The organism is Pseudomonas sp. Pmew2 (assembly GCF_058129885.1).
In genome coordinates, this window is sequence record NZ_CM176702.1 from 2,305,381 (window position 1) to 2,321,113 (window position 15,733).

The 15,733-nt window shown below is 61.2% G+C and carries 6 protein-coding genes and 1 pseudogene; 3 read left to right on the forward strand and 4 right to left on the reverse strand.

Annotation, left to right across the window (positions count from 1 at the left end):
- Positions 1-30 precede the first annotated feature (30 nt).
- From AC4ANK_RS10555 to AC4ANK_RS10570, 4 genes and pseudogenes are all read right to left on the reverse strand, one after another.
- Entirely contained in the window at positions 31-597 is a 567-nt protein-coding gene (locus tag AC4ANK_RS10555; RefSeq protein WP_002552921.1) for a DUF6162 family protein, read from the reverse strand.
- A complete protein-coding gene (locus AC4ANK_RS10560; protein WP_002552922.1) occupies positions 594-926 on the reverse strand; it encodes a hypothetical protein in 333 nt (110 codons plus the stop codon). The genes AC4ANK_RS10555 and AC4ANK_RS10560 overlap by 4 nt, the downstream gene beginning before the upstream one ends.
- Complete coding sequence (locus tag AC4ANK_RS10565) at positions 923-1,465, reverse strand: hypothetical protein (RefSeq protein WP_002552923.1); 543 nt, start codon at positions 1,463-1,465, stop codon at positions 923-925. Before AC4ANK_RS10565 ends, AC4ANK_RS10560 begins: the two co-directional genes overlap by 4 nt.
- Positions 1,462-2,688: pseudogene (locus AC4ANK_RS10570) on the reverse strand (PepSY-associated TM helix domain-containing protein). Before AC4ANK_RS10570 ends, AC4ANK_RS10565 begins: the two are co-directional and overlap by 4 nt.
- Positions 2,689-2,984: 296 nt before the next feature.
- Here AC4ANK_RS10570 and AC4ANK_RS10575 point away from each other — a divergent pair.
- From AC4ANK_RS10575 to AC4ANK_RS10585, 3 genes are all read left to right on the forward strand, one after another.
- The gene (locus tag AC4ANK_RS10575; protein WP_002552925.1) at positions 2,985-3,962 is read left to right on the forward strand and encodes a TauD/TfdA family dioxygenase; all 978 of its coding nucleotides are present in this window, start codon (positions 2,985-2,987) and stop codon (positions 3,960-3,962) included.
- 415 nt (positions 3,963-4,377) lie between these two features.
- A complete protein-coding gene (locus AC4ANK_RS10580; RefSeq protein WP_460382998.1) occupies positions 4,378-7,788 on the forward strand; it encodes an amino acid adenylation domain-containing protein in 3,411 nt (1,136 codons plus the stop codon).
- Positions 7,785-15,725 carry an amino acid adenylation domain-containing protein gene (locus AC4ANK_RS10585; RefSeq protein WP_460382996.1) on the forward strand — a complete coding sequence of 2,647 codons (7,941 nt, stop codon included), beginning with the start codon at positions 7,785-7,787 and terminating at the stop codon, positions 15,723-15,725. The genes AC4ANK_RS10580 and AC4ANK_RS10585 overlap by 4 nt, the downstream gene beginning before the upstream one ends.
- Positions 15,726-15,733: the final 8 nt, after the last annotated feature.

Here is a 15,733-nt window from a genome sequence, read left to right on the forward strand (position 1 = left end):
AGCGGTCTTCTTTCAAAGGAATGCGAAGTTTCAGTGTGGGTGCTGACGGGTTACGCCAGCATCGAATTGCGCGACGACCTGTTTCCAGCCCGCGTCGACCAGGGCTTTGTCGCCGAGGTCGCTGACAGGTGCGATCGAGGCGCTGCGGTTGATCCAGATGTCAGGCTGGTTGTCCGAATCGATGCGCATCAGAAACGAGCCGGCCACGTTCGGCGTCTGGCTCAGGCCCACATAGGACTGCTCGACCATTTGCCACGCGTGACCGCCACGGCTCACCGAACTGGCGTCCTGGGAGAACGGCGCAAAGCCCTCGTCACCCAGTTGTTGCGGGGTAACAGGGGGTTGCTGTTCGGTTGCCAGCAGGCGAATTTCGTCGAGAGTCACGCGCAGGTCGGCGTAGATGCCTTGTTCGGCAGCGGTCAGGTCACGTCGCGCATCAAGTTGATGGCTGGCAAGGCTGTGTGTTTCCTGAGTATCACGGTGCAGGCTGACGACTCCGGCCGCGACACCGAGGATCAGCAGGCACAGTAGCAGAACGTACAGGGTTTCATGCCCGGCGCCGGCCGGCCGGACGATTTGTCGGGTTGGCGCACTCATGGGCTGCGGATGTCCGCCTGATCGATTTCCACCACATGGCCGGGGCCGGCATCGAACAGCACATAGAACTCGGAAGCCGGACGCTTGAAGGTCACGGTCGAATCCTCACCCAGCTTGCCGGGTACCAGAATGGTTTCGTCATAGCCGATCACGTCGAGGGTCACGCCCGGCGCACCACTGCCGTCGGAAAAACCGCCGGTGCAGCGAATCTGCTCGTTGTCGATCTGTTTGCATTCGCACATCGGGTTGTGCGCCAGTGCGTTGCCACTCAAGCCAAGCAGGCACAGGGCGCTGGCCGTCAGCCAGCGCAGGGAAGGGCGGGCACTCATGGTTTGGCTCCTTGTTTTTTCAGCCACGCCACGGTGGTGGGCGAAGCCTGTTGCAGCGGGATGGAAGTCTGATGCACGGCGCCGTCCCAGCCTTCCATGGTGATCCACAGGTCTGAGTCGGCGCTGGTGTTTTCGGGAATCTGCATGAACGCACTCATGCGGTAGCCACCGCCAAAGAAAATAACCCCGGCGGTGCGCAGACTGCGTGGTTTGCCGATGCGCAGGTAAGTGGCCTTGACCCGGTCGATGCAGGCGTTGCACAGCGCGGCATTGAAGCTTTTCATGTAGCCCGACGGGCCGGACAGGCGCGGGGCTTCGTTACGGTCTTCGGCCAGACGCAGGCTCCACGGGCCGACCTGAATCTCGCCGACGTCGCGTTGGCCAAGGCCCTGATCGCCGCGATCCAGCGCGTTGTCGGAGAAGTACTTGGGCATGAAGCCCAGCGGAATCAGCACCAGCAGCACGTTGATGTGGAAACGCCATCCGTGCCAGAAACGACTCAGCGACGATGCAGGTTGTGCAACAGCGGCCTTGCTCACAGGCTGTTCTCCGGGGTGCGGGTCGCCAGTGGCGAGCGGGTGGTGTCCGGAGTCGATGCCGGGGTGAAGGTGGCCGGGCTGGTTCTGGACTCACGCTTGAGGGCATTGAGCGTCGCCAGCGCGGTGCGCTTGCTCCAGATCAGCAACCCGCTGAGCACCATCATGCTCAACAGCAGGCCGAAGAACGCCTAGATCAGCTTGATCCAGATACCGCCGAAGTCGCCGGTGTGCAGTGGGCGCATGGATTCGGTGACGAACTCCAGCTTGTTGCGGTCCGACAACAGGTGTGACGCTGCGATTTCGCCACTGTACGGGTTGATTTCGGCGGTCTGAAACATCAGCGGATACCAGCTGCGCCCGCCAACCTGCATGTTGCTGTAGGCATTGAAGGGCGGAGTGATGAAGCTTGCTTCAAGACCTGGAATTCGCTCCTTGGCGATTTCCACGGCCTTTTCCAGACTGATGGTCGGTGCCGGGCGGCCGTCGGCAGTCAGCGGCACGGCGCTGTGTGGAATGATCGAGGCAACCTGGGATTTGCTCGAGATACTGATCTGGTTATCGCCAAGAATCGCCTGAATCAGAAACCACGTGCCGGTGATGGAAATCACCGCAATGAACCAGATCGACCACACGCCGCTGAGGCGATGCAAATCGCCCCAGAAAATCCGCGGGCCCTGGCTGAAGCGTACCGGCTTGAAAAAGCCGCGCCAGAATTTCTTGTAGACCACCAGCCCGGTCACCAGCGACGCGAGCAGGGGCAGGCCGAGAATCGACACCAGGTACCAGCCCCACGAATAGCCATTGGTGAACGGCACCAGCCACCAGCCGTGCAGCGCGCGGGTGAAGCGGCGGAAGTCGAACGACGGCGTGAGGCCCTGAATCACCCCGGTGTAAGGGTTGACGTAAGCCGGCACCGAGCGGCCGTCCGGGTAGGTGACGAACACGCTCAGGGCGAAGTAATCGCCGTCAGGCTGCATGATCGTACCGACGATGAGGTCCGGCTCGTTGCGCTCGATGGTTGCGCGAATCTGCTCGAAGCTCATGCGTTGGGCGTCGTCGGAGGGGCGGTTGTCACGCATCTCCGGGTTGGCCAGCCACATGATTTCCTTGCTGATGACCGCCAGCGTGCCGGTCACACAGACGATCAGCACAAAAAACCAGATGGGCAGGGCAAGCCAGCTGTGGACGAGAAACCAGATTTTTGAACGGGACTTCTTCGACATGGATAAACAATCTCGATTCACGATGTAAAGCAGCCGCAAAGCGACTCCTTCTGTCTGTACGCGCGGGCGATATAAAGCCTCGCATTCAATTAAAGACGAATGAGAATGAGATTCCTGTAGGAATATTTTGCGTTTAAATGAAAAAAATTGTTTCAGAGCTATCTGAAGCCCCCACATGGCGCAGGAAAAGGGGCTGGGCGGCTAATTTTCTCGTGGCGAACTACGTTCAATCTGGACATTGGTGTTGCGCCAGGCCGCAGGGGCTCGGGCGCTTTTGCCATCAAGGGAGAGACATCATGAGTCATGCGTTGAGTTTGGATATCCGGCCGCTGCTTGCAGGGGCGGGCAGCTTGCCCATGCTGGTACAGGCACCCGAGCCCGGTCTGGACTTGATGGAAGCGCTGGGCGAACTCAAGCCGCTGGTGGCCGCGCACCTGTACAGCGCGGGCGGCATTCTGTTTCGCGGCTTCGACGTCGGCGGTGCGGAAGCGTTTCGTGAGTTCGCTGCCGGTTTCGGCGATCCGCTGCTCAACTACGAGTTTGGCTCCACGCCGCGCAGTAACGTGACCAAGGGTGTGTATACCTCCACCGAATACCCGGCGCATCAGAGCATCCCGTTGCACAACGAGCAGGCCTACACGCTGGACTGGCCGATGAAGATCTGGTTCTACAGCATGATCGCGGCGCAGACCGGTGGCGAAACGCCGATTGCCGACAGCCGTGAGATCTACCGGCGCATTCCGGCGCGTATTCGTGATCGCTTCATCGAAAAGAAGCTGATGTACGTGCGTAACTACGGCAACGGGCTCGATGTGGAATGGAGTCAGGTATTCAATACCGAAGATGAGTCCGTGGTCGAAGCCTACTGCCGGGCGCACAACATCGAGTGCGAATGGAAAGACGACGGCGAACTGCGCACCCGCCAGATCTGCCAGGCAATATCGCGCCACCCTGTGACCCACGACACCGTCTGGTTCAACCAGGCGCACCTGTTTCACATCTCCAACCTGCAACCGGAAGTGCGCGAAACCCTCCTGGATGTCGTGGATGAAGAAGACCTGCCGCGCAATGTTTACTACGGCGACGGCTCACCCCTCGAAGAAAGCCTGCTGGACGAGATTCGTGGCGTGCTCGATGACTGCACCGTCAGCTTTCCATGGCTGGAAAACGACGTACTGATGCTCGACAACATGCTCACCGCCCACTCCCGTGCACCGTTCACCGGCAAACGCAAAGTGGTGGTGGCCATGGCGCAGGGGCATTCGGATAAGTAGTTGTTTATTGATTTCCGTGCCAACGCTCCGCGCCAGCGTTATACCCCGGTCCTGCAGAACTCAAGTAATCGTGCTTTTGTGGGAGCGGACTTGTCCGCGAAGACGGTAGTTCAGCCGGTACATTTTTGGAGAATGTACCTGCCCTTTCGCGAACAAGTTCGCTCCCACAAGGTTTTAACTACCGTGCGATGCTCTGCGTAGACGCCGGTACTGATGAACACAAGTAATGGTGCTTTTGTGGAAGCGGACCGGGCGACGCTTCCACGGCCTTCGGCCAGAAGCACAAGCGGACTTGTGCCTAACCCTGAAGAGTCGCTCCACGCCACAACAAACCTTTCTAAATATTTCTCCGCCAATTCGTTCTTGTTGATACGACCCCGCCCGACGGTCAGCCCCATTCAGCAAGGATCGACCCATGAACCCCGAACACGCCCAGAAACTCGCTCGTCGTTTTGTCGAGTTGCCCCTTGAAAAGCGTCGTCTGTTTCTCGATGGCATGCGCAAGGAGAACATGGATTTCTCGCTGTTCCCGATCCCTTCCTGCGCAGGGCTGGCCGAGCGTGACGGGCTGTCTTATGCCCAGCAACGCATGTGGTTTCTCTGGCAACTGGACCCGCACAGCGCAGCCTACAATCTGCCGATGTCGGTGTGCCTGAATGGCCCGCTGGAGCTACCGTTGCTGGAGCGAGCCTTCAGTGCGCTGGTCGAGCGGCATGAAAGCCTGCGCACCACCTTCGGTCAGGAAGGCGACCGGGCGTTTCAACGTGTTGCGTCGCCGACACCCGTCAGCATCCGCCTGATCGACCTGAGCCAGCAGCCTTGCGAACAGCGCTGGGCGAGTGCGCGGCAGGCGATGGCCGAACAGTCGGCGCAGACCTTCGACCTGCAGCGCGGGCCATTGTTTACCGTGCAGGTATTGCGCCTCGCCGAACAGGAACACCTACTGCTGCTCAATCTGCACCACATGATCACCGACGGCTGGTCGATGAACGTGCTGATCGACGAATGGCTGCGCGGCTATGACGCGCTGCTGGCTGGTAAACCGCTGCCTTTTCAGCCGCTGCCTGTGCAGTACCGCGACTATGCGCTGTGGCAACGCAGCTGGCTGGAGGCTGGCGAACAGGAACGTCAGCTGGATTACTGGCGCAGCCATCTGGGCGAAGAGCACCCGGTACTGGAGCTGCCCACAGACCGCCCGTACCCGGCGCTGCCCAGCCATGATGGCGCGCGCCTGGAACTGGCGCTGGAGCCCGAGCTGCTGCGTAACCTGAAAACCCTCGCGCAACGTCAGGGCGTGACCCTTTTCGTAGTCCTGCTGGCAACCTTCAAAAGCTTGCTGCACCGCTACAGCGGGCAGACCGACATTCGTGTCGGCGGCCTGATCGCCAACCGCACCCGCAGCGAAACCGAAGGGCTGATCGGCTGTTTTATCAACACCCAAGTGCTGCGCAGTGAAGTGACGGCGCAGACGCGCTTTGTCGATTTGCTGCACACCGTGCGCAATGCCTCGACCGGTGCTCAGGCGCATCAGGAGTTGCCGTTCGACGCGATCATCGACACCTTGCAACCCGAGCGCAGCCAGAGCCACAACCCGCTGTTTCAAGTGATGTTCAACCACCAGCCGGTGGTTGCCGACCTGCTGGACAAACAATTGAGCGGCGGCCTGCGCGTGGCCAATCTGCCTGCCGAGCAACAGGCACTTGCCCAGCGTTCGCACGCCGCGGCCAGTGATCTGATGCTTGCCACCAGCGGCGAAGGTGAGCAGCTGAACGCCGCTTTCACCTACGCCACCGATATTTTCGACCAGGCGACCATCGCTCGTCTGGCCGCACATTGGCGCAACCTGCTGGCGTCGGTCTGTGCCGACCCGCTGCAAACCGTTGCCGAACTGTCGATGCTGTCGACCGATGAGCGCGCTCAGTTGCTGGATATCGACAGCGCAGCCAAAGCCGACACCACAACCCCCGCGCATCGCCAGTTCGAAGCGCAAGTGCAGCGCACACCGAGCGCCCCGGCATTGATCCTCGCCCGTGAAGGCCAGGCGCCCAGCCTGAGTTACACCGAACTGAATGAGCGCAGCAACCGTCTGGCCTGGCAACTGCGTGAGCAAGGCGTCGGCCCGGACGTGCTGGTCGGCGTGGCGCTGGGCCGTTCGCTGGACATGCCCGTCGCGCTGCTGGCGGTGCTCAAGGCAGGCGGTGCCTATGTGCCGCTGGACCTGAGCGCGCCGAGCGAGCGTCTACGTCATGTGCTGCAGGACAGCGGCCTGAAACTGCTGCTGACCCACAGCCAGCAAAAGACGACGCTGCCTGAGCTGGCGGGTATTCAGTGCCTGTGCATCGATCAGATGAGCAGTGCGGCAGCCAGCCCGCAAAACCCGGACATTGCCGTTGATCCGGCCAATCTGGCCTACGTGATCTACACCTCGGGCTCGACCGGTCGGCCAAAAGGCGTGGCGATCAGTCATGGTGCGCTGGCCGAATTTGTAACGTTGGGCGCGAACTACAGCGACCTGCGCGAAAGCGACCGGGTCCTGCAATTTGCCACCCATAGCTTCGACGGCTTCGTCGAGCAGTTCTACCCACCGCTGTGTCGCGGCGCGGCCGTGGTCTTGCGTGACAAGCGTTTGTGGGACAGCACCACCTTCCATCAAGCCATCGTCGAGCACGGCGTAACCCTGGCTGACCTGCCTGCGGCCTGCTGGCTGACACTGGTTCAGGATTTTGCCGCCAGCCCGCCTGCGCACTATGGCGCGCTGCGGCAGATTCACGTCGGCGGCGAGGCGATGGCTGTCGAAGGTCTGCGCCTGTGGCACAAGGCCGGGCTCGGGCACGTGCGCCTGCTCAACACCTATGGGCCGACCGAAGCTACGGTGGTATCGAGCATTCACGATTGCAGTGCACTGACTGCGGAACAGGTGTCGTGGCGCGGTGTGCCGATTGGCAGAGCTCTGGCGGGACGACGGCTGTACGTGCTCGACGATCAACTGAATCTGCTGCCGCAGGGCGCGGTGGGCGAGTTGTATATCGGCGGTCCAGGCCTGGCGCGGGGCTATCACGCCCAGCCCGGCCTTAGCGCCGAGCGTTTCGTGGCTGATCCGTTCGTGCCCGGTGAGCGCCTGTATCGCACCGGTGACCGCGCCAGGCTGCGCGCTGACGGCGCTGTCGAGTACATCGGACGGGTCGACCATCAAGTGAAAATCCGCGGTTTCCGTATTGAACTGGGCGAAATCGAATCGCGCCTGCAGCAATGCACAGGCGTGCGCGAAGCGGTGGTACTGGCTGTCGAGCTGGCGGGCAGCACGCAACTGGTCGCTTACGTGGTGCCGCAGGTCATGGCGAACGGCGATGCCGAGCAACTGGCGCTGCGCCAGGGCATCAAGAGCCAGTTGCAATCCAGTCTGCCGGATTACATGGTGCCGACGCATTTATTGCTGCTGCCGGAACTGCCACTCACGCCCAGCGGCAAACTGGACCGCAAGGCACTGCCAGCGCCCGACGCAAGCCAGTTGCAGGCGCGTTATCGCGCGCCGCACATCGAAGTGGAAATCTGCCTCGCTGCCATCTGGCAAGAAGTCCTGCACGCACCGCAGGTCGGCCTCGACGATCACTTTTTCGAGCTGGGCGGCCATTCGTTGCTGGCCGCGCAAGTCATAGCCCGGATCAAGACGCGACTGGGCATCAGCCTGCCGTTGCGCACCCTGTTTGAAAAACCGCTGCTCAGCGACCTTGCCGTCGAAGTGGCCGCGCTGACCGACAACACTACGGATAACGACTGGAGCGACATGGACCAGTTCATGGACTCACTGGAGGAATTTGGCGCATGACCGGGACCACTGTTGCACGTATCGCGAAACGATTTGTCGGCCTGCCGCTGGAACAACGCCAACAGTTCCTCGCCCGCTTGCGCCAGGAAGGCAAGGATTTCAGCCTGTTGCCAGTGCCGGTCAGTCGTCATGATTTCAGCACGATTCCGCTGTCGTTCGCCCAGCAACGCCTGCTGTTCCTCTGGCAGCTCGACCCGCTGAGCGACGCCTACAAGATGACCACCGGCCTGCGTCTGCAAGGCCCGCTGAACGAGCCGGCCTTGCGCCGCGCCTTTGATCATCTGATCGAACGCCATGAAGTGCTGCGTACCGTGTTCCACACCGACGGTGATCAGGCGCAGCAAGTGCTGCTGCATGATCAGACCGTGGCACTGGACAGCATTGATTTGTCCGGTCTGGCTGATGTCGAACTGCGCGATGCCGAACTGGCGTTGCGAGTTGCCACAGTCACCAGCCAGCCGTTTGATTTGCGCACAGGCCCGTTGCTACGTGCGCACCTGTTCCGTCTTGCCAGCGACGAGCATGTGCTGGTGGTGAGCATGCACCACATCGTCTCCGACGGCTGGTCGATGGACGTCATGATTCAGGAGTTCGTGCACTGCTATCAGGCGTATTGCGAAGGTCGCGAACCTGCGCTGCCGGAGCTGCCGCTGCAATACGCCGACTACGCTATCTGGCAACGCAGCTGGCTGGAGGCGGGCGAGGGCGCGCGGCAACTGGATTACTGGCGCAGCCAGTTGGGTGACGAACAACCTTTGCTGGACGCCGCGCAGGATTTCCCGCGCCCGGTGACACAAAGCTATCAGGGCGAGCACCTGCGCTTTGATTTCGGTGCTGATCTGTCGCGCCAGCTCAACGCCTTTGCGCGCACGCAGGGCATGACCCTGTTCATGCTGGTGCTGGCCGGTTTTTCGCTGTTTCTGTCGCGCAAGGCCGGGCAGCGCGATATCCGCATCGGCGTGCCAAACGCCAACCGCGGTCGTGCTGAAACCGAAGGGCTGATCGGTTTCTTCATCAATACTCAGGTTTTGCGCTGCCAGGTGGACGAGCGCCTGAGCTACCTTGACCTGCTGGCGCAGATCCGTGACACCTCGTTCGGCGCGCAGGCCCATCAGGACGTACCCTTTGAGCAACTGGTCGATCAACTGGCACCAGAGCGCAGCCTGGGCCACAACCCTTTGTTTCAGGCCAAGTTCAACCAGAACGTAATCCTCAAACAGAAAACCGCGCTCAAGCTTGCCGGGCTGGAAGTCAGCGAATACGCCTTCGACAAGCAGGGCGCGCATTTCGATCTGGCGCTGGATATCACCGACGACGGCACGCTGATTCATGGCGACATGGCCTACGCCAGCGACCTGTATCGACGCGCCACCGTCGAAGGGTTCATTCCCGAAATGCTTGCGCTGTTCAAAACCCTGCTCGATGCGCCGCAGGCGCCGTTGTTCAGCCTCGGTGCACTGGCAATCGAGCCACCGCGCCAAGTGCGCGAACCCGCGCCGCACATGCTGCAGCTCTGGGGCCAACAAGTTGAACACCAGCCGCATGCATTGGCTGCCCGGTGTCTGGATCGCAGCCTGACGACGCTGGAACTGGATCAGGGCGCCAATCAGCTGGCTCATCATCTGATCCGGACGGGTATTAGCGAAGGCCAGCCGGTTGCAGTGTTGATGGAGCGTTCGATGGACTGGCTCACGGCGGTGCTGGCGATCTTCAAGGCCGGTGGCGTGTACATGCCGCTGGACGTCAAAGCCCCGGATGCGCGCCTGCGACAGATGCTCTGCAACGCCCAGGCCAAAGTGCTGCTGTGTGCCGAAGGCGATGTGCGTCAGACGTCACTGGATGTTGCCGGTTGTGAGGGCCTGGCCTGGACACCTGCGCTGTGGCAGGACTTGCCGGTCAGTCGTCCTGATATCACGCTGTCAGCCGATTCAGCGGCTTACGTTATTCATACCTCAGGCTCCACCGGTCAGCCCAAGGGCGTATTGGTCAGACAGGGCGCGCTGGCCTCTTACGTGCGTGGTCTGCTGGAGCAGTTGCAACTGGCCCCCCAGGCGAGCATGGCGCTGGTCTCGACCATCGCCGCCGACCTTGGTCATACCGTGCTGTTCGGCGCGCTGTGTTCAGGACGCACGCTGCATGTGCTGACCGAGGCGCTGGGTTTCGACCCTGATGCCTTCGCGGCTTACATGGCCGAGCATCAGGTTGGCGTGCTGAAGATCGTGCCCGGTCATCTGGCCGCGCTGTTGCAGGCCAGCCATCCTGCCAATGTGTTGCCGCAGCATGCACTGATCGTCGGCGGCGAAGCCTGTTCGCCTGCGCTGGTCGAGCAGGTGCGTCAGCTCAAACCGGATTGCCGGGTGATCAACCACTACGGCCCGAGCGAAACCACAGTTGGCGTACTGACCCATGAATTGAAAGTGGACACGATTCCCTGTGGGAGCGAACTTGTTCGCGAAGAGGCCAGCACAGGCTTGCAAAAGGCTGAGGCTCTACTACCGCTTTCGCGAGCAAGCGAAGCGTCGCCCGGCTCGCTCCCACAAGGTCTATATCTATCCACTAAGGTGCCGGTCGGTGCGCCGTTGCCGGGGGCCAGTGCTTATGTGCTGGATGATGTGCTGAACCCCGTTGGCACTCAGGTGGCGGGCGAGCTGTACATCGGTGGCGACAGTGTCGCGCTGGGCTACATCGGTCAGCCTGCGCTGACCGCCGAGCGTTTCGTGCCGGACCCGTTTGCAGAGAATGGTGCACGCGCCTATCGCAGCGGCGACCGCATGCGTCGCAATCATCAGGGCTTGCTGGAATTCATCGGCCGTGCCGACGATCAAGTGAAAGTGCGCGGTTATCGTGTCGAGCCTGCCGAAGTGGCGCGGGTGCTGCTGAACCTGCCTTCGGTTGCGCAAGCCAGCGTGCTGGCATTGCCTGTCGATGAAGACGAATCGCGCCTGCAACTGGTGGCCTATTGCGTCGCAGCAGCCGGTGCCAGCCTGACCGTCGACAGCCTGCGCGAACAGTTGGCTGCACGCTTGCCCGACTACATGGTGCCCGCACAGATCATGCTGCTGGACAGCCTGCCACTGACCGCCAACGGCAAACTCGACAAGCGCGCCTTGCCCAAGCCGGGCGTGGTCAAACAGCGTTACACCGCGCCGGTCGGCGAGATCGAGGAAAAGCTCGCCGCCGTATGGGCGGACGTATTGAAACTGGAGCAGGTCGGCAGCACCGACAACTTCTTCGAACTGGGCGGCGACTCGATCCTCAGCCTGCAGATCATCGCCCGCGCCAAGCGCCAGGGCATCAAGCTCAGCCCCAAGCAGTTGTTCGAAAAACAGACCATCAGCCAGTTGGCCTTGGTGGCAAAACTGATCCAGAAAAAGCCTGCTGCGCCGGTCGAACAGATCAGTGGCTCGCTGCCGTTGCTGCCGATTCAGGCGCGCTTCTTCGAACTGGACATCCCCGAGCGTCAGCACTGGAATCAGGCGCTGATGCTCAAGCCTCTGCAAACGCTGGATGCAATCCACCTTCAAGCTGCACTGACCGCGCTGATCGAACAGCACGACGCGCTGCGTCTGGGTTTCACCCAGCAAGACGGCCAATGGCAAGCCACGTTCGGCGCACCGAATACTCGCGACCTGCTGTGGATTCATGAGCTGGACAGCATTGAGCGCTTGCCTGAACTGGCCGACGAGGCGCAGCGCAGTCTGGACCTGAAAAACGGTCCGCTGCTGCGGGCGCTTCTGGTCAACCTGCCGCAGGGCGAGCAGCGTTTGTTGCTGGTGATTCATCATTTGGCCGTCGACGGAGTGTCGTGGCGGGTGCTGCTGGAAGACTTGCAACAGGCTTACGTCGCCCTGACTAAGGGCCAGCTTGTGGCGTTGGCAGCGAAAACCACGTCGCTCAAGCATTGGGCCGAGCAATTGCAACAGTATGCGACCGGCGAAACGCTGACCGCCGAGCGCGATTACTGGCTGCACGCTTTACAGGGCACAGATCAACCGTTGCCACGCGACAAGCCCGAAGGTTCGATGCGCAATCGCGATGCGGCCCATGCCTCATCCTGGTTGAGCAAGGACCTGACCCACAAGCTGCTGAAAGTTGCACCTGCCGCGTACCGCACACAAGTCAACGACCTGCTGTTGACCGCGCTGGCGCAAGTGTTGTGCGAGTGGAGTCAGCAGCCGTCGGTGCTGATCCAGCTGGAAGGGCATGGCCGCGAAGACTTGTTTGACGACACCGATCTCAGCCGTACCGTCGGCTGGTTCAGCAGCCTGTTTCCGGTTCGCCTCACGCCGCAAATCGCGCCGGGTGCAAGCCTGTGCGGCATCAAGGAACAACTGCGTGCCGTGCCCAGCAAAGGTATTGGTTACGGCGTATTACGTCATCTCGGCGAGCCGTCGTTTAAGCAACAATTGGCCGCCTTGCCGCAGGCACGGGTCACGTTCAATTACCTGGGCCAGTTCGGCGGCAGCTTCAACGAACAACAAGGCGCGTTGTTCGTGCCAAGTGCCGACAAAACTGGCACTGCGCTGTGCGAAGACGGCCCGCTGGGCAACTGGCTGAGCCTCAACGGTCAGGTGTTCGATGGCCAGTTGCAACTGGACTGGAGCTTCAGCCGCGAGGTGTACCACGCCTCGACCATCGATACCCTGGCGCGCCGCTACGAGCAGGCGCTGACCACGCTGATCGACCACTGCACCGCCGGGCATCAGGGCGTCACGCCGTCGGACTTCCCGCTGGCGCGCCTCACTCAAACGCAACTCGACGGCTTGCCGATTGCTGCGGGCGAGATCGAAGACATCTACCCGCTGTCGCCGATGCAGCAGGGCATGCTGTTCCACTCGCTGTTCGATGAGGGTGCGGGCAACTACATCAACCAGATGCGCGTGAGCATCAGCGGGCTGGATGTGCCGCGTTTCCATAACGCATGGCAATCAGCGGTCAACAACCACGAAGTGCTGCGCAGCTGCTTTGTCAGCCAGAGCGAACAGTCGCTGCAAGTCGTGCAACGTCAGGTCACACTGCCTTTTGTCGAGCTGGATGCGCGTGACAAGCCGCAAAACTGGCTCGACGACTGGGCGCAGGCCGACCGTCAGCAGGGTTTTGATCTGGCGCACGGTCCGCTGTTGCGCCTGGCGGTAGTGCGCACTGGCGACGACGCGTGGCAACTGGTCTACACCAGCCACCACATTCTGATGGACGGCTGGAGCAGCTCGCGGCTGCTGGGCGAAGTGCTGCAACGCTACAGCGGTGAGACGCCGCCGAAACAGGCGGGACGTTATCGCGATTACATCCAGTGGCTACAGGATCAGGACGCCGATGTCAGCGAGCGCTTCTGGACCGCAGAGCTGGCTGAACTGGATGAGCCGACCCGCTTGCTGCAAGCCTTCAAAACATCAACCGATCAGCAGGGCTATGGCGATTACATTCAGCTGATCGACGCCGACGGCACCCGGCGCTTGAGCGAGTTTGCCCGCGAGCAGCACGTCACCCTCAACACGCTGGTGCAATCGGCCTGGCTGTTGCTGCTGCAACGCTATACCGGTCAGTCCAGCGTGACCTTTGGTGCCACGGTGGCCGGGCGTCCGGCTGAATTGCCGGGCGTCGAGGAGCAACTGGGCCTGTTCATCAACACCTTGCCGGTGATCGCCAGCCCGCGTTCGGAACAGACCGTCGGCGACTGGGTGCAGCAGGTGCAGGCGAAGAACATTGCCCTGCGCGAGCATGAGCACACGCCGCTGTATGACATCCAGCGCTGGGCACGTAACAGTGGCGAGGCGCTGTTCGACAACATACTGGTATTCGAAAACTACCCGGTGTCTGAAGCCTTTCAGCGCGCGCCGGACGGTCTGACGTTCAGCGACCTGCGCAATCAGGAGCAAGCGCATTACCCGCTGACACTGGTGGTCGAGGCCAACGACGTGCTGTCGGTACGTTTCAGTTACGACCGGCAACACTTCAGTGCAGAAGGCATTTTGCAACTGGCGGCGCATTTCGATCACTTGCTGCAAAGCCTCAGTACATCCGCAACGGCACGTCTCGGCGAGCTGACCCTGCCGACTGCCTGGACGCAAAGCGTGCAGCATTACCCGACCGGGCAGTGCGCCCATCAACGCATTGAAACCCAGGCCGAGCGCACGCCGCTGGCCATCGCCATGACTTTTGCTGGCGAGCAATTGAGCTATCAACAGCTCAACAGCCGCGCCAACCAACTGGCCCATAAACTGCGCGAGCAGGGCGTCGGCCCGGATGTTCGCGTGGGGCTGGCCGCTGAACGCAGTCTGGACATGATCGTAGGGATGCTGGCGATCCTCAAGGCCGGTGGTGCATACGTGCCGCTGGACCCGGATTATCCGCAGGATCGCCTGAGCTTTCTGATGCACGACAGCGGCATCGAACTGTTGCTGACTCAAGCACATTTGCTTGGCCAGTTACCGATTCCTGCACATGTTCAGAAACTGGATCTGGCGGATGCGCTGGACGGTTACAGCACGGAAAACCCGGTCAACCAGACCTCGCCGGACAACCTGGCCTACGTGATCTACACCTCGGGATCAACCGGCAAGCCGAAAGGCACCTTGCTCGCCCATCACAATCTGATGCGCCTGTTTGCTGCCACGGATGACTGGTTCACATTCAACGAAAAAGACGTGTGGACGCTATTCCATTCCTTCGCCTTCGACTTCTCGGTGTGGGAGATTTTCGGCGCGCTGCTGCATGGCGGCCGACTGGTTATCGTGCCGCGCGAGGTGACCCGTTCGCCGGAAGACTTCCATGCGCTGCTGGTGGAACAGCGCGTCACAGTGCTTAACCAGACGCCGTCGGCGTTCAAGCAGTTGATGCGTGTGGCGTGTGATTCGCCCGTGCCGATGTCGCTGGAAAAAGTCATCTTCGGCGGCGAAGCGCTGGACGTGGCCAGCCTGAAGCCGTGGTTCGACCGTTTCGGCGATCAGGCAGCGCAGTTGATCAACATGTACGGCATTACCGAAACCACCGTGCATGTCACTTACCGACCAATCACCGAGGCCGACACGCAAAACCCGGCCAGCCCGATTGGCGAGGCGATCCCGGATTTGTCGTGGTACGTGCTGGACGCTGATTTCAATCCGGTCGCCCAAGGCTGCAGCGGCGAACTGCACATTGGCCATGCGGGTCTGGCGCGGGGTTATCACAACCGTGCGGCGCTGACTGCCGAACGCTTCGTGCCGGACCCGTTCTCCAGCGACGGCGGTCGCCTGTACCGCACCGGCGACCTGGCCCGTTATCGCGCTGCCGGAGTGATCGAATACGCCGGGCGTATCGACCATCAGGTGAAGATCCGTGGTTTCCGCATTGAACTGGGTGAAATCGAAGCGCGGCTGCAAGCGCACCCGACCGTGCGCGAAGTGATCGTGCTGGCCGTGGACGGGCAATTGGCCGCGTATCTAGTCCCAGCCGAGCCTGATCAGGATCAGCAAAGCCTGCGCGAAACCCTGAAGACCGAACTCCGGTCGCATCTGCCGGATTACATGGTGCCGACGCATTTCATCGTCCTCGACAAGATGCCGCTGACCGCCAACGGCAAGCTGGACCGCAAGGCGCTGCCCGCGCCGGATGCCAGCCGGTTGCAAGCGGCCTATATCGCTCCGCAAGGCGAGCTTGAGCAGCAACTGGCGGCGATCTGGGCCGATGTGCTGAAGGTCGAGCAGGTCGGGCGTAGCGACAACTTCTTCGAACTCGGCGGCCACTCGCTGCTGGCGGTACAGATACTGGTGCGAGTGCGTGAGCAGTTGCAGCGCGAGGTCGGCCTCAAGGACCTGTTCGAACAGCCGGTGCTGGCGGACTTCTGCGCCACTCTGCACGAAAAAAATGGCGAAAGTGACCATGCGCTGGACGAATTGACTAAATCACTGGAGGCACTCAAACGTTTATCAGCGGAGGAAATTGATAATTTGATTGCTTAGCAGGAGAG